The 22,191-nt window shown below is 57.2% G+C and carries 31 protein-coding genes; all 31 read left to right on the plus strand.

What is annotated here, in order from left to right:
• The first annotated feature begins 28 nt into the window (after positions 1-28).
• The 31 genes from ACOMDU_RS02595 to ACOMDU_RS02745 all read left to right on the plus strand — a co-directional run bounded on the left by ACOMDU_RS02595 (position 29) and on the right by ACOMDU_RS02745 (position 22,152).
• Entirely contained in the window at positions 29-1,546 is a 1,518-nt protein-coding gene (locus ACOMDU_RS02595) for a phage portal protein (RefSeq protein ID WP_421128891.1), read from the plus strand.
• Entirely contained in the window at positions 1,530-3,107 is a 1,578-nt protein-coding gene (locus tag ACOMDU_RS02600; protein ID WP_421128893.1) for a minor capsid protein, read from the plus strand. The genes ACOMDU_RS02595 and ACOMDU_RS02600 overlap by 17 nt, the downstream gene beginning before the upstream one ends.
• Positions 3,104-3,292 (plus strand): hypothetical protein, encoded by a 189-nt coding sequence (locus tag ACOMDU_RS02605; RefSeq protein ID WP_329989862.1) that lies wholly within the window; start codon positions 3,104-3,106, stop codon positions 3,290-3,292. The genes ACOMDU_RS02600 and ACOMDU_RS02605 overlap by 4 nt, the downstream gene beginning before the upstream one ends.
• A gap of 151 nt (positions 3,293-3,443) precedes the next feature.
• A complete protein-coding gene (locus ACOMDU_RS02610) occupies positions 3,444-4,091 on the plus strand; it encodes a phage scaffolding protein (protein ID WP_112121060.1) in 648 nt (215 codons plus the stop codon).
• Positions 4,092-4,132: 41 nt separating this feature from the next.
• Positions 4,133-5,308: a phage coat protein gene (locus ACOMDU_RS02615; RefSeq protein WP_227145710.1), complete on the plus strand. Its 1,176-nt coding sequence runs from the start codon at positions 4,133-4,135 to the stop codon at positions 5,306-5,308.
• Between the two features lie 3 nt (positions 5,309-5,311).
• Positions 5,312-5,713, plus strand: coding sequence for a head-tail connector protein (locus tag ACOMDU_RS02620; protein WP_227145712.1), 402 nt, complete (start codon positions 5,312-5,314; stop codon positions 5,711-5,713).
• Entirely contained in the window at positions 5,707-6,078 is a 372-nt protein-coding gene (locus ACOMDU_RS02625; RefSeq protein ID WP_421128896.1) for a hypothetical protein, read from the plus strand. Before ACOMDU_RS02620 ends, ACOMDU_RS02625 begins: the two co-directional genes overlap by 7 nt.
• Complete coding sequence (locus ACOMDU_RS02630; protein WP_421128898.1) at positions 6,078-6,572, plus strand: HK97 gp10 family phage protein; 495 nt, start codon at positions 6,078-6,080, stop codon at positions 6,570-6,572. Before ACOMDU_RS02625 ends, ACOMDU_RS02630 begins: the two co-directional genes overlap by 1 nt.
• Positions 6,565-6,987: a phage tail terminator family protein gene (locus ACOMDU_RS02635; protein ID WP_421128900.1), complete on the plus strand. Its 423-nt coding sequence runs from the start codon at positions 6,565-6,567 to the stop codon at positions 6,985-6,987. The genes ACOMDU_RS02630 and ACOMDU_RS02635 overlap by 8 nt, the downstream gene beginning before the upstream one ends.
• A gap of 4 nt (positions 6,988-6,991) precedes the next feature.
• Entirely contained in the window at positions 6,992-7,174 is a 183-nt protein-coding gene (locus tag ACOMDU_RS02640) for a hypothetical protein (RefSeq protein WP_112121054.1), read from the plus strand.
• Positions 7,175-8,494, plus strand: a complete 1,320-nt coding sequence (locus ACOMDU_RS02645) for a phage tail sheath family protein (RefSeq protein WP_421128902.1) — start codon at positions 7,175-7,177, stop codon at positions 8,492-8,494.
• Positions 8,495-8,510: 16 nt separating this feature from the next.
• On the plus strand, positions 8,511-8,987 hold the full coding sequence (locus tag ACOMDU_RS02650) for a phage tail tube protein (protein ID WP_421128904.1): 477 nt from the start codon (positions 8,511-8,513) through the stop codon (positions 8,985-8,987).
• 29 nt (positions 8,988-9,016) lie between these two features.
• On the plus strand, positions 9,017-9,442 hold the full coding sequence (locus tag ACOMDU_RS02655) for a phage tail assembly chaperone (RefSeq protein WP_112121051.1): 426 nt from the start codon (positions 9,017-9,019) through the stop codon (positions 9,440-9,442).
• 238 nt (positions 9,443-9,680) lie between these two features.
• A complete protein-coding gene (locus tag ACOMDU_RS02660) occupies positions 9,681-11,801 on the plus strand; it encodes a tape measure protein (RefSeq protein WP_421128906.1) in 2,121 nt (706 codons plus the stop codon).
• A complete protein-coding gene (locus ACOMDU_RS02665) occupies positions 11,798-12,442 on the plus strand; it encodes a LysM peptidoglycan-binding domain-containing protein (RefSeq protein ID WP_421128908.1) in 645 nt (214 codons plus the stop codon). The genes ACOMDU_RS02660 and ACOMDU_RS02665 overlap by 4 nt, the downstream gene beginning before the upstream one ends.
• Positions 12,439-13,404: an XkdQ/YqbQ family protein gene (locus ACOMDU_RS02670; RefSeq protein ID WP_421128910.1), complete on the plus strand. Its 966-nt coding sequence runs from the start codon at positions 12,439-12,441 to the stop codon at positions 13,402-13,404. The genes ACOMDU_RS02665 and ACOMDU_RS02670 overlap by 4 nt, the downstream gene beginning before the upstream one ends.
• Positions 13,394-13,786: a DUF2577 domain-containing protein gene (locus tag ACOMDU_RS02675; protein ID WP_227145725.1), complete on the plus strand. Its 393-nt coding sequence runs from the start codon at positions 13,394-13,396 to the stop codon at positions 13,784-13,786. Before ACOMDU_RS02670 ends, ACOMDU_RS02675 begins: the two co-directional genes overlap by 11 nt.
• Positions 13,786-14,196 (plus strand): DUF2634 domain-containing protein, encoded by a 411-nt coding sequence (locus ACOMDU_RS02680; RefSeq protein ID WP_227145728.1) that lies wholly within the window; start codon positions 13,786-13,788, stop codon positions 14,194-14,196. Before ACOMDU_RS02675 ends, ACOMDU_RS02680 begins: the two co-directional genes overlap by 1 nt.
• A gap of 2 nt (positions 14,197-14,198) precedes the next feature.
• Positions 14,199-15,419 (plus strand): baseplate J/gp47 family protein, encoded by a 1,221-nt coding sequence (locus ACOMDU_RS02685; protein WP_421128912.1) that lies wholly within the window; start codon positions 14,199-14,201, stop codon positions 15,417-15,419.
• Complete coding sequence (locus ACOMDU_RS02690; RefSeq protein WP_112121045.1) at positions 15,412-16,032, plus strand: putative phage tail protein; 621 nt, start codon at positions 15,412-15,414, stop codon at positions 16,030-16,032. Before ACOMDU_RS02685 ends, ACOMDU_RS02690 begins: the two co-directional genes overlap by 8 nt.
• Positions 16,033-16,046: 14 nt before the next feature.
• The gene (locus tag ACOMDU_RS02695; protein WP_112121044.1) at positions 16,047-16,841 is read left to right on the plus strand and encodes a phage tail protein; all 795 of its coding nucleotides are present in this window, start codon (positions 16,047-16,049) and stop codon (positions 16,839-16,841) included.
• An 18-nt stretch (positions 16,842-16,859) separates the two neighbouring features.
• A complete protein-coding gene (locus ACOMDU_RS02700) occupies positions 16,860-17,162 on the plus strand; it encodes a hypothetical protein (protein ID WP_112121043.1) in 303 nt (100 codons plus the stop codon).
• Between the two features lies 1 nt (position 17,163).
• Positions 17,164-17,472, plus strand: a complete 309-nt coding sequence (locus tag ACOMDU_RS02705; protein WP_227145732.1) for a hypothetical protein — start codon at positions 17,164-17,166, stop codon at positions 17,470-17,472.
• A gap of 14 nt (positions 17,473-17,486) precedes the next feature.
• The gene (locus tag ACOMDU_RS02710; protein WP_112121041.1) at positions 17,487-18,383 is read left to right on the plus strand and encodes a phage tail protein; all 897 of its coding nucleotides are present in this window, start codon (positions 17,487-17,489) and stop codon (positions 18,381-18,383) included.
• A gap of 14 nt (positions 18,384-18,397) precedes the next feature.
• Positions 18,398-18,676, plus strand: a complete 279-nt coding sequence (locus ACOMDU_RS02715) for a hypothetical protein (protein WP_112121040.1) — start codon at positions 18,398-18,400, stop codon at positions 18,674-18,676.
• A complete protein-coding gene (locus ACOMDU_RS02720) occupies positions 18,677-19,228 on the plus strand; it encodes a four helix bundle protein (RefSeq protein WP_112121039.1) in 552 nt (183 codons plus the stop codon).
• A 35-nt stretch (positions 19,229-19,263) separates the two neighbouring features.
• On the plus strand, positions 19,264-19,404 hold the full coding sequence (locus ACOMDU_RS02725) for a DUF6273 domain-containing protein (RefSeq protein ID WP_421128913.1): 141 nt from the start codon (positions 19,264-19,266) through the stop codon (positions 19,402-19,404).
• A gap of 204 nt (positions 19,405-19,608) precedes the next feature.
• Positions 19,609-20,634, plus strand: coding sequence for an RNA-directed DNA polymerase (locus tag ACOMDU_RS02730; RefSeq protein ID WP_421128914.1), 1,026 nt, complete (start codon positions 19,609-19,611; stop codon positions 20,632-20,634).
• Positions 20,635-20,637: 3 nt separating this feature from the next.
• Positions 20,638-21,858: a DUF6273 domain-containing protein gene (locus tag ACOMDU_RS02735; RefSeq protein ID WP_421128915.1), complete on the plus strand. Its 1,221-nt coding sequence runs from the start codon at positions 20,638-20,640 to the stop codon at positions 21,856-21,858.
• A complete protein-coding gene (locus ACOMDU_RS02740) occupies positions 21,858-22,046 on the plus strand; it encodes a hypothetical protein (RefSeq protein ID WP_112121036.1) in 189 nt (62 codons plus the stop codon). Before ACOMDU_RS02735 ends, ACOMDU_RS02740 begins: the two co-directional genes overlap by 1 nt.
• Positions 22,039-22,152: a CD1375 family protein gene (locus ACOMDU_RS02745; RefSeq protein ID WP_253097803.1), complete on the plus strand. Its 114-nt coding sequence runs from the start codon at positions 22,039-22,041 to the stop codon at positions 22,150-22,152. The genes ACOMDU_RS02740 and ACOMDU_RS02745 overlap by 8 nt, the downstream gene beginning before the upstream one ends.
• Positions 22,153-22,191 lie beyond the last annotated feature (39 nt).

Here is a 22,191-nt window from a genome sequence, read left to right on the forward strand (position 1 = left end):
GGCAAAATGTTTGTGAGGTGAGAAACCAATGGTGACACTCAATCTGAGGGATGATTGCAATGGCCGTGTGGCCACCAATTTCAAACGGGGCATGACGGACAAGCGCTTTCTGGAGCTTGAAATCACCGCATGGCTCACCAGCCCGGAGCGCAAAAAGCAGCTTGAGGGTGAGGCCTACTATGACGGCTACCAGGATGTGACCCACCGGGAACGCCTGGCGCTGGATGAGGACGGCAAGCCCATTGTGCTCAAGAACTTGCCCAACAACCGGCTGGTCAACAACCTCTATTCCAAGATGGTGGACCAAAAGACCAACTACTCCTTTGGCCGTCCGCTGTCCTTTGACACCGAAAACAAGGAGTATGCCAAGGCCCTGGGGGCTCTGTTCGGGGCCCGTTTTCTGCGTACCATGCACAATGTTGGTGAGGGCGCATGGATTGGTGGAAAGTCCTGGCTCTATCCATACTACGAAAACGGGGAACTGGCTTTCCGGCGCTTTCCCGCTGATGAGGTCCTGCCATTCTGGGCGGACGCTGACCACACCATCCTGGACGCTGCTGTTCATGTCTATGTGGTGCAGGAATACGATGAGGCCGAACACGCCAAGAATGTGGTCAAGGTAGAGGTCATGCACGGCGGCGGTGTGGATTGTTTCATCCGCACGGATGACGGCGTGCTGGAGCCGGACAGCTTTGCCTACTCCGGCCCCTATATCATCACCCGGCAGGACGATGAAACCGGCAAGGTGGAGGGCTACAACTGGGAGCGCATCCCGTTGGTGTGCTTTAAGAGCTCCCACCATGAAATCCCACTCCTCTCCAAGGTCAAGTGCCTCCAGGATGCCTACAACAACATCCTGAGCAACTTTGCCAACCAGATGGAGGAGGACATCCACACCACCATCCTGGTCATCAAGAACTATGACGGTGAGGACCTGGGCACATTCCGCCGCAACCTGGCCACCTATGGTGCCATCAAGGTGCGGTCCTATGAGGGGGCTGAGGGCGGCGTGGACACTTTGGAAATATCCGTCAACGCTGAAAACTACAAGACCCTGTTGTCCCTGCTCAAGGATGCCATCATTGAGAACGCCAGAGGCTATGATGCCAAGGATGACCGCATGAGCGGTGACCCAAACCAAATGAACATTCAGAGCATGTACTCTGACATTGACCTGGATGCCAATGGCATTGAAATGGAGTTTCAGGCCAGCATGGAGGAGCTGCTTTGGTTTATCAACAAGCACCTGGCCAACACCGGCGGCAGGAGCTTTGAGGGCGAGGATGTCACAGTCATCTTTGACCGGGATGTGCTCATCAACGAAACGGAGGCCATCAACAACTGCAAGAACTCCGTGGGCATCCTCTCTGATGAAACCATCGTCAAGATGCACCCCTGGGTCACTGACCCGGAGCAGGAGCTCCAGCGCATCAAGGATGAGAAAGAGGAGGCCATGCAGGCTGACCCCTACCAGGCCGCTTTTCTGGCCAACCGCAACCAGCCGCCGGTAAACAATGAGGGTGGTGGCGATGGCAAGACAGACTAACGCCGCCTACTGGGCCCAGCGCATGAAAAACATGGAGGATGCGCTGCTGGACCAGTCCTACTCCTATGTGGAAAACCTTGAAAAGCAGTTTGCCGCCGCCCAAGCTGAGATCGAGCGGCAGATGGCCCGCTGGTATCAGCGCTTTGCCACCAACAATGAGATTGACCTGGCAGAGGCCAAGCGGCTGCTCAATTCCAAGGAGCTCAAGGAGTTTCACTGGACCGTGGCTGAGTACATCGCCTATGGTGAGCAAAATGCCATTGATGGTGCCTGGATGAAACAGCTTGAGAACGCCAGCGCCAGGGTACACATCTCCCGGCTGGAGGCTCTAAAGCTCCAGCTCCAGCAGCGGGCAGAGGTCCTATACTCCAACCAACTGGACTATGTGGATGCCGCCGCCCGCAAGATGTATGAGGGCAGCTACTATCACACGGCCTTTGAACTGCAAAAGGGGCTGGGCGTGGGCTGGACCATGCAGGCCATCAATGAGGAAACTATCACCAAGGTGCTCTCCCGCCCCTGGACCACGGACAACCAGACTTTCCGTGATCGGTGCTGGACAAACAAGCAGAGCCTTGTGAACAGCGTCAACACCCAGCTCACGCAAATGGTCATCCGGGGCGAGGCCCCGGACCGTGCCATTTCTGCCATCTCCAAGCAGTTTGATGTGTCCAGGGCAAAGGCTGGCCGCCTGGTGATGACGGAAAGCGCCTATTTCTCCAGCGCCGGGCAAAAGGACTGCTACAAGGCCCTGGATGTGGAGCGCTACAAAATCGTGGCCTCCTTTGACAAGGACACATGCAGCTTGTGTGCCGACATGGACGGCAAGGTTTTCAAGATGTCAGAGTACCAGGTGGGGCTCACCGCTCCACCGTTTCATCCGTGGTGCCGGTGCTGCACTTGCCCCTACTTTGAGGACATGGACGGCATGGGTGAACGCTATGCCCGTGACGCTGTGACGGGTGAGCGCTTCAAGGTGCCCGGCAACATGACCTATGACCAATGGAAAGCCCAGCAGGATGCTCTCCATGGTCAAGGAACTGTTGATAAGATGCAGAAAATCAGCTATAATGAAACCGCTGACAGAGCCCAGTTTGAAAAGTACAAGGAGCGCCTGGGTGCGGATGCACCCCGCTATTTCAAGGACTTCCAAGCCTTGAAATATGACCGTGCTGCCGAATACAAAGACCTGGCTGGGCTCTATTCCTACAAGGGCCGTGTGCCGGAGGCCTCCAAGGCTGACTACAAAGCCTATAAGGCCGTAAAAGCCACCGGCGTGATTGGCACCGTTCGTGTGCCGCCGGAAATTATTGATGCGGGCATCCTCACTTTCAATGATGCCCACGCCGCACGCCACGGCTGCACGCTGGACGATGCCAAGGGCTATGTAAGAGCCGCCAAGTGCACCGTGCGGCGCAAGCGCTGGGATGGCGTGAGCATCAACTGCTATTCTCTTGACGGTGCGGCATATATTGATGCTGATACCATGAAAGTCAAGACGGCATTTTCCGAAAAAGACTTTGACCCGACAACCAAGGCCATTGCGGAGGTATTCAGATGAACACAGTTTTTTGCCCTGTTACGGGTGGGCAGGTTGATGGGACCACTTGCCTGGAAATTGTCCTTGTGGCAGACCATGAGGCAAAGCCCTCTATTCTGCCCAATGGCATCACATGGAGTGAGGAGCAGCGTGAGCGGTGCCTCAAGTGCCCCTACCACGCTGATCTGGAGAGCTCCGAGGAGTAGCCCCTTTTTGATGTTAAAAGCATCGTGCTGAAAATGCACGGTGCTTTTTTCATACCCAAATACCGCTGGCCCAGCGGACTACAAGATGGGCACTGCAACACCGGGACTGGCCGGATAAAAAGGACAGCAGACATGCAAGGAGGTAACAATCATGTTGGAATGGCTGAAAACCGTATTGGGGGATGCGTACACCCCCGAAATTGACACGGCAGTTTCTCAGGAGATCGGCAAGGGCTTTGTGGCCCGCACCGACTTCAACACAAAGACTGCCAAGGTCACAGAGCTGGAAACCGAGGTCAAGCAGCTCCGTGAGGGTATCAAGACCCGTGACACTCAGCTCTCCGAGCTGAAAAAGTCCGCCGGTGACAATGCTGAACTGCAAAAGCAGATCGACACGCTCACCCAGCAGAACAAGGACCAGAAAGCCGCCTATGATAAGGAGCTGGCCACGGTCAAGCTGACTGCTGCGGTGGATGCGGAGCTCACCGCTGCTGGGTCCAAGAACAACATCGCCGTCCGTGCGATGCTGGCGGACTTCCTCAAGGATGCCAAGGTGGTGGATGGCAAGGTCACCTCTAAGGAGAACGGCGAAACCGTCACCCTGGGGGCCAAGGTCGAGGCGATGAAAAAGGACGCTGCTACTGACTTTATGTTTGGAGATGCGCCCAAGTATAGCGGCTGGAAACCCGGCGAGAACGGGGACGGGGGCAAGCCCGGCAGCACCAAAAAGCTGTCTGAGATGTCCTACTCCGAGCTGACCGAGTACATGGCCAAAAACCCTGACGCAAAGCTGGAGTAACCCCAACAACACAATCATTTCAAGAAAGGAAGTATTGAATTATGCCTAACGCTAAGTTTGACGCAAAATCTTTCAACCCTGAGGCTTTCAAGTACATCATGGACCGCATCCCCCGCACCCGCCTCAACGAAATCCGCAAGTCCAAGGTCCTGGTGGGCAACCCGGACATCCGTGCGGTGCTGGGCACCCAGAACGGCACCGGCTATGCCCGTGTGGCCGTGCGTGGCCTGCTGGACGGTGAGGCCGTGAACTATGACGGCCAGACTGACATCACCGCCACCTCCACCAAGACCTTTGAGCAGGGTGTGGTGGTCATTGGCCGTGCCAAGGCGTGGGTGGAAAAGGACTTCTCCTTTGACATCACCGGCGGCGTGGACTTTATGAACAATGTGGCCCAGCAGGTGGCGGACTACTGGCAGGACATTGACCAGGACACCATCCTGGCGGTCCTCAAGGGCGTTTTCTCCATGACCGGCGGCAAGAGCGGTGAGTTTGTCACCAAGCACACCTACTCTGTCAACGGCAACCTGGAGGCCTCCACCCTCAACAGCGCCACTGCCCAGGCCTGCGGTGACCACAAGAAAAAGTTTGCCATGATTTTCATGCACTCTGTTCCGGCCACCAACCTGGAAAACCTCAACCTGCTCACCGCCCTCAAGTACACCGATAAGGACGGCGTGACCCGTGACCTGACCCTCTACACCTGGAACGGCAAGCTGGTCATTGTGGATGACGGGATGCCTGTTGAGGCTGTTGCCGCCACCTACAAGCTGACCTCTGACACCGCCCTGGTGCCCGGCAAGACCTACTACACCAAGAGCGGCACCAAGTACAACGCTGTGGCCTCCCCCAGCGTGGACAACATTGCCACCTATTATGAGGTGGATGTCCCTGCCGGTGAGGAATACACCAGCTATGTCCTGGGTGAGGGCTCCATCAACTTTGAGGACCTGGGTGCTAAGGTGCCCTATGAGATGTCCCGTGACCCCGCCAAGAACGGTGGCCAGGACACCCTCTACACCCGCCAGCGCAAGGTGTTTGCCCCCAAGGGCATCTCCTACGAAAAGACCAGCCAGACCACCCTCTCCCCCACGGATGCGGAGCTGTCCGATGGCGCAAACTGGGCTCTGGTCCACTCTGGTGAGGCCACTGAGAGCCAGCGCTCCTACATCAACCACAAGGTTATCCCCATCGCCCGCATCAAGTCCAGAGGCTAAACCATGACCGTGTATGAGGCCGTGGTGTCCCGGCTGGCCATGCTGGGCTACACCGTCACGGACAATGACGAAACCGGCCTCAATTTCCTCATAGACAAGTGTGAAAAGGACATCCTGGCAGACATCAATCAAAGGGTGCTGCCGGATGGCCTTTTCTATGTCCATGTGGATATGGTGGCCGGGCAATTCCTCTATGATAAGAAAGCCGCCGGTGGTCTGGACGGGCTGGAGGGCTTTGACTTCTCCGCCCCGGCCAAGAGCATCACGGAGGGTGATGTGGCCATCACCTTTGCTGGAGCCAGTGATGGAGCCAGCAGCGCTGAGGCCCGCTTTGATGCCCTGCTTGCAGGGCTCATGCGCCCGCCTGAGAGTACGCTGGCGGCTTTTCGGAGGATGAGATGGTAGTGGGGAGCCCCGCCCACAAAAAGGCCGTGCAGAGCCTCTGGGTGGGCAAGGCAACCATCACCGTGCTGGACGGGGTGCTCAATCCCGCCAATGGCCGCACGGAGCCCCAGGAGCGCATCCTGGCGGCAGGCATCCGCTGCCGCATTTCCCACAAATCTGTGGTGAGTACAGAGCCCAACGAGGAGGCCACCCAGGTGGCCCAAAGCGTGGTGCTCTACATTGACCCCTCCGTGGACATCCCGGAGGGGTCTAAAATCACAGTGACCCAGAACGGCATGACCCGTGACTATGAACGGAGCGGCAAGAGCGCAGTGTATAGCTGCCACCAAGAGGTGCCGCTGGAGCTTTTCAAGGAGTGGGCCTGATGAACTGGGGAAACTGCGATTATAAGCAGCTCCAGCGCCTCCGTGACAGTCTGGCCACGCTCCAGAGCATGGACATGGACCGTTTCTGCACGGAGGTGTCAAAGGAGTTGGCCGCCCGCCTGCTGGCGCTGGTCATCCCCCGCACACCTGTGGGGCAGTACCCAAAATCCAGTGGCAAAAAGGGCGGCACCCTGCGCCGGGGCTGGACATCCAAAACCCAAGCGGATGCTGCCAGCAGAGGCGGCAGCAACGATGCGAAAGCCTACGCTGAGGCACTGCCAGTCAGAAAGTCCGGCAACGCCTACACCATTGAGGTCATCAACCCTGTGGAATATGCCAGCTATGTTGAGTTTGGCCACCGAACACGGGGCGGTGACGGCTGGGTGCCGGGCCAGTATTTCCTCACCCTGTCCGAGCAGGACCTTGAGAGGCTTGCACCGAGCGTGATTGAGAGAAAACTGGAGGCCCTGCTGCGGGAGGTATTCAATGGCTGAAATCAATTTCAACAGCATCTATGACGGCGTGAGCCTTGCGCTCCATGCCGCTTTTCCTGCCGCCCAGGTGCATGGCGGGAATGTCAAGCAAGGGCTCAAGCCCGGAGATTTTAATGTCATCATGCCTGGTGCCGGTCACGCCAAAGAGGTGGGCCAGAGGTACAAGCGGACACCCATGGTGGATGTGATTTACTACCCCAAGGCCGGGGATGCGGAGTGTTATGGCATGGCACACCGGCTGTCCTTTGTCCTGGGGAGCATCACAACCCCGGAGGGGGACATCATCCACGCCACCGGCTGTGAGTGGACACTGGCGGAGGATGTCTTGCATGTACTTTTGAGCTATGACCACTTCGTCCGTGTCCCGCTGGAGCAGGAGAACATGGAAACTCTCAAAATCAATGAGGAGGGATAAGCCAATGGCAAAAACCCAGACCACGGAGGCCAATGCCGCCGCCTTTACCAAGGCGCAGTTGGTGGCCTCTCAGAGATATGTCCACCGGCGGGACCTGATCGGCGCACTGCTGGAGGATGGCAAGACCTACACCTTGAATGAGGTGGATGCGCTGATTGAAAAGTTTATGAAAGGCAAGGTGAGATAAATGGCTCTTGGCGGAGGTAACTGGCTGACCCAGAACAAGGTCCTGCCCGGCAGCTACATCAATTTCTCCAGCGTGGCAAAGGCATCCGCCACTCTGTCTGACAGAGGCTATGCGGCAGCGCCCTTTGTTCTGAGCTGGGGCCCGGAGGGTGAGGTTTTCCCCGTCACCTCTGGTGAGTTTCAGAAGAACAGCAAGGCCATCTTCGGCTATGGGTATGACCACCCCAAACTGCTGGCCCTGCGTGAGATTTTCCAGCACGCCACCACCGTCTACTGCTGGCGGCTGGGCAACGGCGAAAAGGCAAGCTGCACCTATGCGGATGCCAAGTACCCCGGTGTGCGTGGCAATGACCTCTCTATTGTCATCGCCTCCAATGTCGATGACACCAGCGCATGGGATGTGAGCACCTACCTGGACGGCCAGTGTGTTGACACCCAGACGGTCAAGGCGGTCACTGATCTGGTGGCCAATGACTATGTGGTTTTCAAGACCAGCGCCACGCTGGCGGCCACTGCGGGCACCAAGCTGACCGGCGGCGCTGATGATGCGGCAGTCACCGGCGAGGACCACCAGGCTTTCCTGGATAAGCTGGAGGCCTATGCTTTCAACACCCTGTGCTGCCCGGCCACGGAGAGCACCGTGGTCAATCTGTATGTCAAGTACACCCAGCGCATGAGGGATGAGGTGGGTGCCAAATTCCAGCTTGTGGCCTGGAAACCCAGCGCTGACTATGAGGGCGTGATTGGCGTGTGGAACACCGCCACCCACGCCACCATTGCCAATGTGGACACCCAGGCGGTGGTCTACTGGACTACCGGCGCACATGCTGGCGTGGCCGTCAACAAGTCCCTCACCAATGCCAAGTATGACGGTGAGCTCATTCTGGACACCGAATACACCCAGGCAGCGCTTGAGGCGGCTCTCAAGGCGGGCAAGTTTATGTTCCACAATGTCAACGGGGTCACCCGTGTGCTGGAGGACATCAACACCCTGCTGACCCTCTCCGACACCAAGGGAGAGGTTTTCCAGTCCAACCAGACCATCCGTGTGTGTGACCAGATCGCCAATGACACGGCGGTGCTGTTCAACACCCGCTATGTTGGCACCGTGCCCAATGATGCCTCTGGCCGTGCCTCCCTGTGGGGCGATGTGGTCAAGCTCATCCAGGAGCTTGAGAAAATCCGTGCTGTTGAGAACTTTGACCCCGACACGGTGACCTGTGAGCAGGGTGACAAGAAAAAGGCAGTGCTGCTGACCATCAACGGCCTCAACATCATCAACGCCATGGCCCAGCTCTACATGAGCGTTATCATTCAGTAAAGGAGGATTGTGACACATGGCTGACAAAATCTCTATGAACACCCAGGATGCCGTGAGCGCCAACTTTGCTGAGTGCTTTGTGACGCTGAACGGCACCCGCTACTCCATGCTGATGGCCAAGGAGTTTGAGGGCAAGGCCTCCGTCAACACCAAGGAAGTCTACCGTCTGGGCAATCCCGTGATCGGCCACAAGGCCCAAACCATTGCCCTGGCTTTCTCCATGACGGTCTATAAGTGCACGGAAATCTTTGACCAGGTGGTTGAGGACTTCATCAAGACGGGTGTGATGCCTACCTTTGACATCCAGACCTCCAACGATGACCCCGCCACCTCCGTTGGCCGGAGCACCAAGATTTACAACAACTGCGTGCTGGACGGTGATGTGCTGCTGTCCATGTTCAACGCAGAGGGTGACTTTGTGGAGCAGACCCTTGAGGGCTACTGCGACAGCTTCACCCGCCCCGAAAAGCACACCAACCCGTCCTATATGTAAGGGCGGCCAACTAAAGGAGGAAATCATCCATGAGTAACCTGTCCGCATTTATGCACGCCAATGTTGAGCAGATCGAAAACTACAAGTTTGCCGCCTCCCCCCGTTTCAAGGGGGAGGATGGCAAGCCCATGTTGTGGGAAATCTGCTGCATCTCCGCTGATGAATACGCCCGCATCCGCAACTCCTGCGTCCGGCAGGTGCCGGTGCCCGGCAAAAAGGGCCAGTACACCCAGCAGCTTGATAGCTACGCTTTTCAGGCCAAGGTGTGCGCCCGCTGCACGGTGTTCCCGGACCTGAGCAACGCAGAGCTCCAGAATGACTGGGGTGTTGCCAAGCCGGAGGAGCTGCTGGGCAAGCTGCTCATCGGCGGTGAGTTTGATGACTATGTGACGGAAGTTTTCCAGCTCAACGGTTTCAAGACTGAGAATGAGCTGGTTGATGAGGCAAAAAACTAATAGAGGACGGTGACCCAGAGGCCAGCTATGCACACTTCTGTCTGCAAAAGTTTGGCTGGGAGCCGTCCAAGTTTTTGAGCCTGCCCGTCAAGGAGCGTGCTTTTGTCATCGCCTCTATTGATGCCCGCTGTGCGGCGGAGCGGAAAAAAGAGGCGGAACTCAAGAACAAAGCAAAACGCAAATAAGGCTCCCGCCCTGAGCGATACAGGGCGGGAGCTTTTCCCAAGGTGGTGAAACTATGGCAACTATCAGATCGCAAATGGTCCTCAATGACGGGATGAGCGCCGTGCTCAAGAGGATAACCTCCGCACTTGACACTACGCTCAACGCCTTTGAGCAGGTCCAGCGTGCCTCTGGCAGAGCTGTTGATGCCGCCCAGATTGCACAAGCACGCTCCCAGCTTGTGGGAGCAAATGCCGAAATCCAGGAGATGGCGGACGGCTACCGCAGAGCCGCAGAGCAGGAGGAAAACCTCAACCGAGGCCTCCGCACCGGCGGCTCCCTGGCAGATGGTATGCTGGGCAAGGTCAAGACCCTGGTGGCCACACTGGCCGCCGGTGCCGGGCTCAATAAGCTCATCGGCCTCTCTGACCAGATGACCAGCACCACCGCCCGCTTGTCTTTCCTTGTGGATGACGGCGGCAGCGTGGATGAGCTGGAGGCCAAAATCATGGCCTCTGCCCAGCGCTCCAGAGCTGCCTACCTTGACACGGCATCTGCTATTGCCAGCATGGGCGCAAACGCTGGAGCCGCTTTCAGCTCCAATGATGAGCTCATTGCTTTTATGGAGCAGGTCAACCGCCAGTTTACCATTGGCGGCGCATCCGCCCAAGGGCAGGCGGCGGCCATGCTCCAGCTCACCCAGGCAATGGCGGCAGGCGCTCTGAGAGGCGAGGAGCTAAACTCCATCCTTGAAAATGCGCCCGGCATCGCCAGAGCCATTGAGCAGTACATGGGTATTGCAGAGGGCTCCATCAAGCAATATGCCCAGGAGGGCCAGGTCACCGCCGAGGTGGTCAAAAACGCCCTTTTCTCTGTGGCAGATGAAACCAACGCCAAGTTTGAGAGTATGCCCATGACCTGGGCGCAAATCTGGACCAACATGCAAAACCGGGCGCTCCAGACATTGGACCCCGTTCTCAACAAGCTCAACAAGCTGGCCAACAGTGAGCAATTCAGCACGGTGGTGGACGGAGCCTTGAACGCCTTGGCCACCATCACGGCCCTTGCCTCCGGCATCCTTGATGTGTTCGTCAACATCGGCTCTGCTGTGGTTGATAACTGGTCTGTGATTGAGCCTATTGCCTGGGGCCTTGTGGCTGCACTTGTGGCCTACAACGCCGTGGCGCTCATCACTCAGGCCATCAATGGCGCTGTGGCGCTCTCTGCTGGCGTGAAAGCGGCGGCAGAGATGATGAGCACTGGGGCAACCTTTGCCGCTACGGCGGCACAGTACGGCCTCAATGCGGCCCTGCTGGCCTGCCCCATCACCTGGATAGTGGTGGGGGTCATCGCCCTTGTGGCGGGCATCATCGCCCTGTGCAACTGGATTGCTAAGACCACCGGCGTGGCGGCCACGGGCTTTGGAGTTATCACCGGCGGCATCAATGTGGCCATTCAAGCCGTGTGGAACGCCATGCTTGTGGTGGCCAATGTGGCCATTGGCATCTGGAACGCTCTGGGTGCCTGCTGCTCCAACATCGGCACCGCTTTCCACAATGTCATCTCCAATGTGCAAGGCTGGTTTTACGGCCTGCTGTCTACCGCTCTCACCGTTGTAGAGGGCATCTGTGCGGCTTTGAACAAGCTGCCCTTTGTCGAGTTTGACTACTCCGGCATTTCCGCAAAGGCGGATGAATACGCCGCAAAATCGGCGGAGGCCTATGGCAGTGTTGAGGAGTACCAGAACATTGGGGACGCTTTCACCAAAGGCTACAACACCTTTGACACATTCACGGATGGCTGGGCCTCTGATGCTTTCAAGGCCGGTGCATCGTGGGGTGACGGTGTGGCTGATAAGGTGAGCAGTTTCTTTGACTTCGGCGGAGGCGGCACCGGCGGCACGGACCTTGGCAGCGGTTTTGACCTGAGCAGCATTGCTGACAACACCGGGCTGACCGCTGACAATACCGGCAAGACCGCTGATGCTCTGGCCGTGACAGAGGAACAGCTTGAATACCTGCGGGACATCGCAGAAAGGGATGCAATCAACCGTTTCACCACCGCAGAGGTCAAGATTGACATGACCGGCATGACCAACAGAATTGACGGCAGTGCTGATCTGGACGGCGTTATCAGCCAGCTCACCGAGGGCTTTACTGAGGCGCTGGTCACCGCTGCTGAGGGGGTGCACGCATGAGTTATTCCTGTTACCTGGGCGGCGTGGAGTGGCCCACTCCCGCCAAGCTGACCGTAAAAATCAAGGGCAAAAATAAGACGCTCACGCTGCTCAATGAGGGTGAAATCAATTTCCTCCGCACCCCTGGGCTGAGTGAGATCGTGCTGCCGGTGACGCTCTCAATGCTCACCGGCAGCCGGTCCCCGTCCTACTACATGGGCGTGTTGGAACGGCTCAAGACCTCCAAGGGCACCACCCAGTTTATTTTGGTGCGGCGCTCCCCGGATGGACAGCGGCTGTTCGACACCAACATGACTGTGAGCGTGGAGGACTACAACATCACGGAGGATGCCAAGGAGGGCCTGGATGTCAGCGTGGACATCAACCTCAAGCAATGGCGCTCCTACGGCACGAAAACGGCCAAGGTCGAACAGCCCAGCACCGACACGGGCAAGCAGACCGTGACCGTGGAAAAGGAGCGGGATGCCAGCACGGCCCCCTCCGCTAAGACCTACACCGTGAAAAAGGGTGACACCCTCTGGGCCATCTCCGCCAAGTATTATGGCGCTGGGGCCCAGTACACCAAAATCTACGGGGCCAACACGGACAAAATCAGCAACCCCAACCTCATCTATCCTGGGCAGGTGCTCACCATCCCATGAGCTATGAGCTGCTGATACAACATGGTAGCAATATCATGTACCCACCCACGGTGGAGGGTGTCACCATTGAGTGGGAACGCAAAGGCCAGCCGGGCAAGCTCACCTTTGAGGTGGTAAAGACCCCAGGCCTGAGCTTTCAAGAGGGGGACCCCTGCCGTTTTTCCGTGGACGGCACCCCCGTCTTTTATGGCTTTGTCTTTGAGAAATCCCGCAAGGGCAACAACCCCAATGTCATCAAGTGCGTGGTGTATGACCAGCTTTATTACCTCAAGAATAAAGATACCTATGTCTACACCAACAAGACGGCCTCTGAGGTCATCAAAATGGTGGCGGAGGACTTCCAGCTCAATGTGGGAGAGCTTGAGGACACGGGCTACAAGATCGCCAGCCGTGTGGAGGACAATCAAACCCTGTTTGACATCATCCAAAACGCCCTGGACGAAACCCTAAAGGCCACCGGGCAGATGTATGTGCTCTATGACAATGTTGGAAAGTTGACCCTCAAGAGCCTGGGCAACATGAAACTCAACATGCTTGTGGATGAGGACACCGCCGGTGACTACGACTATAAGAGCTCCATTGCCACCCAGACCTATGACAAAATCAAGCTCTCCTATGAGAACAAGGAAACCGGCAAGCGGGAAATCTATATTGCCCAGGATGGCTCCCACATCAATCAATGGGGTGTCCTGCAATATTATGAGAAACTGGACAGCAAGGCCAACGCCAAGGCGATGGCGGACGCTCTCCTGGACCTCTACAACACCAAGACCCGCACCCTCAAGCTCCAGGATGTCCTTGGTGACATCCGTGTGAGGGCGGGCACGCTGCTGGTGATCATGCTGGGCCTGGGTGACATCAATGTGTCCAACTACCTCATGGCCGAACAGGTCAGGCACACATTCAACGATGGGCAGCACCTCATGGAGCTCAAAATGCGAGGTGGTACATTTGTCGCTTGACATCAATGAGCTGGTCCGTGCTGTGAAACAGGCGGCGGTGGAGGCGGTCAAAGCGGACGGCCCCATGGCCGTGAGCTTTGGCACTGTGACATCCGCCTCCCCGCTGAAAATCCAGGTGGACCAGAAAAAGACCTTGACGGAGGCCCAGCTCATCCTCACCAACAATGTCCGGGACTTCAATGTGGACATGACGGTGGACCACCAGACGGAAAGCCAAAGCGGCGGCAGCGGAGAGGCTGCTTTTGCCGCCCACCAGCACGCCTACAAGGGCAGGAAAACCTTTAAGGTGCACCTGGCCCTCAAGGCAGGGGAAAAGGTCATCCTCATCTCCTGTGATGGCGGGCAAAAATACATTGTCCTGGACAGATGGGAGGCACCTTGATGGGAACGCTACCGACAACTGGAGAAAACCTTGACCTCATCGGCTTTGAGCTGGAGGAGCAGCCCAGCTATACTCACAAGCTGGACATTGAGGGGCAGCGGGTGGCTGGCATGACCGACAAGCGGGAGGCCCTGCGCCAAGCGGTCTATCTCATCCTCAATGTGGAGCGCTACGCCTACCCCATCTATTCCCGCAATTATGGCTCCGAGCTGGTTGACCTGATCGGCCAACCTATGGACTACGCCATGAGTGAGATGAAAAGGCGCATCACGGATGCCCTGATGCAGGATGACCGCATCACCGGCGTGGATGACTGGACCTTTGAAACCGGCAGAAAGTCCGTGCTGGTCCGCTTTACCGTCTACACCATTTATGGAGAGCTGGAGGCCACAAAGGAGGTTGAGATTTAACCATGTTTGAAACCAAGACCTATGAGGCGCTGCTGGCCAGCGCCTTGGCCAGGGTGTCCTCCGGCATCGACAAGCGGGAGGGCTCCATGGTGATGAACGGTGTGGCTCCGTCCATGGCGGAGCTGGCCCAGCTCTACATTGGGCTGGACTTCGTTTTCACCGCCACATACCTGGCAACAGCGCCCCGTGAATATCTCATCAAGCGGGCCGCTGACCGTAACATGAGCCCCTACCTGCCCAGCGCCGCAGTGTTCCGGGCGGAGTTTAACATTGAGGTGCCGGTGGGCACCCGTTTCTCCTGCGAGGACCTAAACTTTGTGGTGACGGCCCGCATGGACACCTCCGAGGACACCGCCACCGGCCTGAGCCACCGGGTCACCTGCGAAACAGCAGGGGCCCATGCCAACGGCTACACCGGCCAGCTCATCCCCATTGAGTATGTGGACGGGCTGACCCATGCAGAGCTGGTGGAGCTGCTAATCCCCGGAGATGATGAGGAGGACACGGAGGTTTTCCGCCAGCGTGTCCTTGACAGCTTCAAGTCCCAGGCCTTTGGCGGCAACCAGGCTGACTACATCGAAAAGGTGAAAGCCATGCCCGGCATCTCCGCCGTCAAGGTGCACCCGGTCTGGAACGGGGACATTGCGCCGTCCACGCTCATCCCGGATGCTACTGTCACAGCCTGGTACACCAGCGCCATTGCGGGGCTCAGTGAGCCCGTGGCGGCCTGGCTCACCGCCGTCTACACGGCGGCGCTCAACAAAAAGCTGACGGTGGGCGGCACCGTCAAGCTGGTGCTGCTGGCATCCAATAACACCGCCCCCTCTGAAACCCTCATTGATGAGGTGCAGACGGCGGTGGACCCCACCGAGAACGCCGGGGAGGGTCTGGGACTTGCCCCCATTGGCCATGTGGTCCATGTGACCGGCGTGGAGCCGGTGCCGGTGAGCATCACGCTCAATCTGACCTATGCCTCCGGCTGGAACTGGGAGGCCATCAAAAGCTATGTGGAGGCCGTCATTGACGACTATTTTGCAGAGCTGGCAGGCACCTGGGCCACTTCGGACCACTTGACCATCCGCATCTCTCAGATTGAAAGCCGCATCCTCTCCGAGTGCTCCGATATGATAACGGACATTGCTGACACGCAGATCAATGGCAAGGAGGAAAACCTTGTGCTGGGTGCGGACAGCATCCCGGTGAGGGGGGACATCAATGGATAGAAAGCTCCTTGACTACCTCCCCCCGGTGCTCCGTGAGGTGCTTGAGTTTCAAGCCATCAATGCCGCCAATGAGCCGGAAATCTCCATTGCGTGGGACGCTCTGGCCCTGGTCCTTGCCAACCAATTCCTGGACACGGCAACGGCCAGCGGCGTGGCCGTGTGGGAGCGTGAGCTGAATATCCGCCCCAAAGACACGGACACGCTGGAGGTCCGCAAGGCACGCATCAAGGCCCTGTGGAACTTGGAGCTGCCCTACACTCTGCCCTGGCTCAAGAACTGGCTCACCGGCCTCTGCGGTGAGCTGGGGCATGAGGAGAGCATTGTGGACTACACCATCAACATCCAGCTTGACTACACCGTCCTGCCGGATGCGGATGCCCTGGCGGCGGAAATCCTGGACATGCTCCTCATGGTGCGCCCGGCCAACATGCGGGTGCTGATGACATCTTTTTTGCAGTCATACGGCACCATCACCTGCGGCGTTTACACCGAGTATGAGGATGAGGTCAACATCTGGCCCATGATGGTCCATGAAATGGAAAGCACCGGCAAGTCCATTGCTGTGGGCGCTCTGGAGTATCACAACACTGTGGAGATTTACCCACAAGAATAGGAGGAAAAAGCACTATGCCCAATGAAACCAAAAACTATGGCACCGTTATCACCACGGCGGGCGCTGCGCTGATCGCCAAGTGTATCTTGAACGGCGGCAAGGTCAACATCAAGACCGCTGCTGCCGGTGACGGCGGCGGTGAGTATTATGAGCCCACCGTGGCCCAGACCGCCCTCCGGGGCAAAAAGTGGGAGGGCGATGTGGCCAGCGCCGCAGTCAGCACCACCAACGCCAACATGATTGATGTGAAAATCACCATTGATGACAGCGTGGGTGGTTTCACTATCCGTGAGATGGGCCTCTTTGACGATGACGGCACGCTCATTGCCATCTGCAACACCCCCGACACAGAAAAGGTGTCCACGGATGGCGGCGTGTCCGGCAAGCTCACCATGATTATGCACATCGTGGTAGCGGATGCCTCCGTTGTCAGTTTCACCATCACCCCGGCCCTGGACACAGTGAGCCGGGCGGAGATGGAGAGCGCCCTGGCAGAGCACAACACCAACGGCACCAGCCACTCCGACATCCGGGCGCTGGCGCTCAATGCTGTGCAGCAGGGCGATGTCTACACCAAGCCGGAGGTCAACGCTTTGGTGGGGGGCGCTGTGAATGAGCATAACAACTCCGACACAGCGCACGCCAGCATCCGTGTGGACCTCACGGGGCTGGATAGCCGCCTCAAGACGCTGGAGCTGAAATATGGCACCAATGTCACCGGCAGCAGCTTTGAGGTCACCTTTGTTACGCTGACGGATGTAGTGGTCACCGGCGTATGGAATGAGGAACTTGGCCGAATTGAGTTTTAAGATGCGGAGGTGAACAAGATGCGGAGAGGCACAAACCCTGTGCTGACCTTTGAGCTGCCGGAGGCAATCACTATATCTGCCCTGTATATCACTTTTCAGCAGAACAGGCAAACTGTGCTGGAAAAGGACCTCACTGCTGTCACCTATGACAAAGAAAACGGCATCATCACGCTGCCGCTTTCCCAGGAGGACACGCTCCTCTTTTCGGAGCTTGAGCCTGTCTGGGTGCAACTCCGCCTACGGGACAATCTGGACAACGCCATTGCCAGTGAGCCCATGCGGGTCAATGTGGGGGAGATATTCAAGGACGGGGTGATCTAATGTGACCTATGCAGTAAACTTTGAAACCACGCCCAGGGTCATTGCGGTCAAGCTCTCCACCGGCGGCATGATGCACGCCAGCTTTGGCTCTGTGCAGTATGTCAACACCGGCAAGCAAGGAATTGACGGCACCACTTTTTACCCCTCTGTGGAGGGCGATGAGTGCACCCTGAGCTGGACCAATGACGGCAACAAAGAAAACCCCAAGCCTGTCAATTTGAGGGGCCGCCAAGGCCCCCAGGGCGCTCCTGGCAGTGACGCAGACATCCTGCCCATCACAAACCTGGAGCTTGAAAAACTACTCATATAAGGAGGACAGCCAAAATGGCAAACAGCAAGAAAGCGCTTGATGAAAATGGTGTACTTTACCTGTGGGGTAAGGTCAAGACCTATGTGGCCACGGCCATTGCCAACATCAAGCTGCCCAGCAAGACCTCTGATCTGACCAATGACAGCGGTTTCATCACTGCCAAGGATGTGCCGGAGGGCGCTGCCGCATCCAGCACCGTGCCCAAGATGGACGGCACCGCTGCCGCTGGTACGGAAACCGCTTTTGCCCGTGGTGACCATGTGCACCCCTCTGACACCACTAAGGTGGACAAGGTGGAGGGCAAGGGCCTGAGTGCCAATGACTACACCAACGAGGAAAAGGCCAAGCTGGGCGGCGTGGAGGCCAACGCAAACAACTACACCCTGCCGGATGCCAGCGCCTCCGTCAAGGGAGGCGTGACTGTTGGCACCAATGTGGATGTCAGCGGCGGCAAAATCTCCGTCAAGAACGGCACCACCAACCAGAAAGGCGTGGTGCAGCTCTCCAGCGCCACCGATGACACCAGCACCACCAAGGCCGCCACGCCCAGCGCCGTCAAAGCCGCCTATGACCTGGCGGCAGGCAAGCAGAGCCCGGCCACCTCTTTGGCAGGCTACGGCATTGCAGATGCCTACACCAAGGATGAGGTGGATGCCAAGATGTCCAGCGCCCTTGAATATAAGGGCTCCAAGGACACCTATGCAGACCTGCCCACCACCGGCAACAAGAAAGGCGATGTGTGGAACATTGTCAATGCCGATGCGGCCCACGGGGTCAACGCTGGTGACAATGTGGCCTGGAACGGCACCACATGGGATGTGCTGGCCGGTACGATGGACTTGTCCGCCTACATGCTTGCGGAGGACCTTGTGGCCATTTCCAACACAGAGCTGGATAATATCTGCAAGTAAAGGAGGCCAATGACATGGCAAAAAGGCCCTACCTTGATGACCTCCAGACAGCACGCCTCTGGGCAAAGGTCAAGGCCCTGGTTTCTCCTTTGAGCTCCAGAGTGACCACACTGGAGGGACAGGTCCAGACCAACACCACGGACCTCTCCGGCCTGGCCACCCGTGTCCGCACGCTGGAGCTGAAATATGACACCAATGTAACCGGCAACTCCTGGAGCGTGGCTTTCACCAGCCTCTCCGGCGTGGTGGTCACTGGTGTGTGGAATGAAAGCCAAGGGAGGATTGAGTTTTAAGTGCCCAACTATGACATCATACCGCTTGCCACTGATCTGCTGGACTACACCATCCAGCGGGTCAAGGTCAAAGAGCCCCAATACACCAAGGTCAAGGCCTATGTGATGGAAAACGGCCAGATGGTGGAAAAGGAGCTCTTTGAGAAAATCAAGGATGACGGCAAGCCTCACTTTCCCAAAAGCCAGACTTTCCACATGTGCGCTGACATGCAGCGCATGGCCAGCGCCATCCTCCAGAAATGCAACTCCGCTGATGGCCGTTATTTTGAAACTGAGTATGAGGAACGCCTCAAGGACCTTGATGAGGTCATCGTCCTCTGCGACACTCTCAACCAGTACATCAACCTGAGCTATAAGCGCAAGTACATCTCTGGTGACCAGTGCCACTACTGGGCAGAGCTGGTGCGCCCGGTCCGTCAAAAGGCTTTCAACTGGAAACGCAATGACAGCAACCGTGCCGCCGCTCTGCGTGAGGCAAAGGCCAACCAGGAACTTGCCAAAATGGGCCAGATGGCCCAGCAAATTGCTGAGGCCCTGGCACGCAACCCCTGAAAGGATATACCAGCCGAGAGCTGTTATATTTGGGTATGACCTATTTTTCACTGTGCTCCCCGAACACGAACAACACCAACAACGCCGTTTACTTGAACACCAATGGCAATGTCAACAACAACAACTGCACCAACACCAACGGGTCCCGCCCCGCTCTGATGGTAAGGCCTGACTGAGTAAGCCCAAAGCCCAAAACCGTGCCGTCCATCACATCAAAGGAGGTCATACCCAGCCTTGGTGATGCCAAGGCAAACACATTGCGCTGATGCCCCGCTGCTTTCCAGAAAAGTGGCGGGGCTACTGGTCCTATCATGCGGCACCTACACAGCGCATGAGGAGAGGCTGGCCAGCCGAACACTGATAGGGGGCCATCCGTTTGTATGAAATTTTCTGAAATATGCACCTTTGCAGTGATCTATGCGGCATACCTGGCCGCCCGGCGGGGCAAACGCTCCAGAGCCGCCACCGCACACTATGAGGTGCGCCTGCTTGAGAACATCGTCAACCTGGTCTATATCCTAAAAACCAAGATTTACAGACCCGGTGTGTTTCGTGTGTTCTATGTCTATGAGCCCAAGAAAAGGCTGGTGCAGGCACCCGCTTTTGTGGACAAGGTGGTCCAGCACGCCATAGTGGACAATCTCCTCTATGACCGCATCACCCGCAGTTTCATCCTGGACAACTACGCATCCCAAAAGAACAAGGGCCTGCACTTCGGCCTGGACCGGCTCAAAGGATTTTTCACGGACTACTGGAATAAGCACCACACCGCTGAGGGCTGGGTGCTCAAGTGTGATGTCCGCCATTTCTTTGCAAGCATCAACCATGACAAGCTCAAGGAAAAGCTCAAAAAGCTGGACCTTGAGCCTGTTGTTTATGACCTGCTTTGCATCTATATTGACTGCTCTGACGGCCTGCCGCTGGGGTATCAGACATCACAGCTCTTTGCCCTCCTGTTCTTGGATGACTTTGACCACTTCGTCAAGGAACAGCTCCGCATCCAATACTATGGCCGCTACATGGATGACTTTTTCCTCATTCACCCGGACAAGGAATACCTGCAATTCTGCCTCCGGGAAATACGGGCCTACATGGATAACCTGGGGCTGGAACTGAATGAGAAAACCCAAATCTTTCCCATCCGCAACGGCATTGACTTTTTGGGCTTTCACACCTACCTGACGGAGAGCGGCAAGGTCATCCGCAAGCTGCGGCACAGCAGCATCAAGCGGATGCGTGCCAAGCTCCGCCACTGGGAAAAGGAATACCCAGCGGGCCTGGTGACCCGTGAGCAAATCCTGCAATCCTGGCAGGCGTGGGATGCCCACGCCGCACATGGCAACACTTGGGCCCTGCGCCAACAGGTGCGGGACCGTGTGCAAAATATTCTAAAGGAGGAAATCTGATCTATGGCCACAACCACCCTGGGCAACAAAGCTGTGGGCAGTATCATCCAGCTCAAGGAAAATGGCAAGCTGGTGAGCTTCTATGTTGCCAAGCACAACTATGAGAACTCCCTCAACGGCATGGGCCGCACGCTGGTGGTCCGCAAGGACTGCTATGACACCCGCCAGTGGCACAGCTCCAATGTCAATGCCTACGCCTCCAGCGCCATTGATAGTTGGCTCAACAGCACCTACAAAAACCTGCTTGATGCAGACATCCGTGGGGTCATCGGCACCACAAAAATCAAGTACACCCCCGGCAACGGCAACAACACCGTTGGCACGCTCCAGCGGGCCATTTTCCTGCTGTCTGCCACTGAGCTGAACAGATCGGCAAGCTGGTTTAATGTGGAGGGCACGGCGCTGGAAATCGCCAGCTCTCTCCAGATCGCCTACATGAACGGCTCCGCCGTTGTTCAGTGGACCCGCTCCCCGTACACGGTCAGCACCTACTACGCCGTTTACTTGAGCACCGATGGCAATGTCAACGGCCACTACTGCACCCTCACCTACGGGTCCCGCCCCGCTTTCACTCTCCCCTCCACCCTCTCTGTGAGCGATGACGGCACTGTGTCCGTCAACACTGCGCCCACCATCACCAGCTCCACGGCCAATGGCTCCAACCTGGGCACCAAGACGGCGGGCTTTAACTTCCAGTACACGGTCAATGATGTGGACGGGGACACTGTGACGGTCAAGGAGTACCTGGACAATGTGCTCAAGCGCACCTACACCGCAACCCTGGGCCAGGTCAACACATTCCAAGCTGTCACGGCTGCCAACTGGCAGAAAATCCTCAACGGCTCCCACACCCTCAAGGTGGTGGCCTCTGACGGCAAGGCTGACAGCGCCGCCTACACGGTGACCTTTGCCAAAAAGGTGACCAAGGCCACTGTCACGCTGGCAGCGCCGCTGGCGGCGGATGATGCCATTTCTGTGATGGTTATGAACATCGTGGGCACCCTGCCTGCGGATGCGGTCATGGAGGTGCTGGTCACCAACAACGCCAAGGACACCACCCCCGTCTGGGAGGATGCCACGGCGGATGTCAAGAATGGCGCAAACCATGTGTTTACCAATAAGACCGCCGCCAACGGCTTTGCGTTCAACTTCAAGCTCTCTGTTGAGCGTGGGGCCAGCGACACCGGCGGCTATATTTCTAACATCGGAGGTGCTTTTGAATAATGGCTGTTTACTATGACAACACAAGCCTCAAGGCAAAGCATGAGCGCAAGCGTTCCCTGGAGGAACTGACCAAGGAAAACAAAGAGCTCAAGACCCGGCTCCAAGCAACGGAGGAGGACCTGACCAACACCCAGGTGGCCCTCACGGAGGTCTATGAGATGCTGGCAGGAGGTGGAGAGAATGGCTAAGGTATATGCCGCCCTCATCCGCAAGGGCCTCAAGACCCTGGATGATGTCCCCGCCAACCTGCGTGACGCTGTTGCCAAGCTGCTGGAGGAGAGCACCGATGCGTGAGCTCCGCCTGCGGCTTGCTTTATTTCTGTTGAGAAAGGA

It is taken from the genome of Vescimonas sanitatis (assembly GCF_049060325.1).
GTDB classification, from domain to species: domain Bacteria; phylum Bacillota; class Clostridia; order Oscillospirales; family Oscillospiraceae; genus Vescimonas; species Vescimonas sanitatis.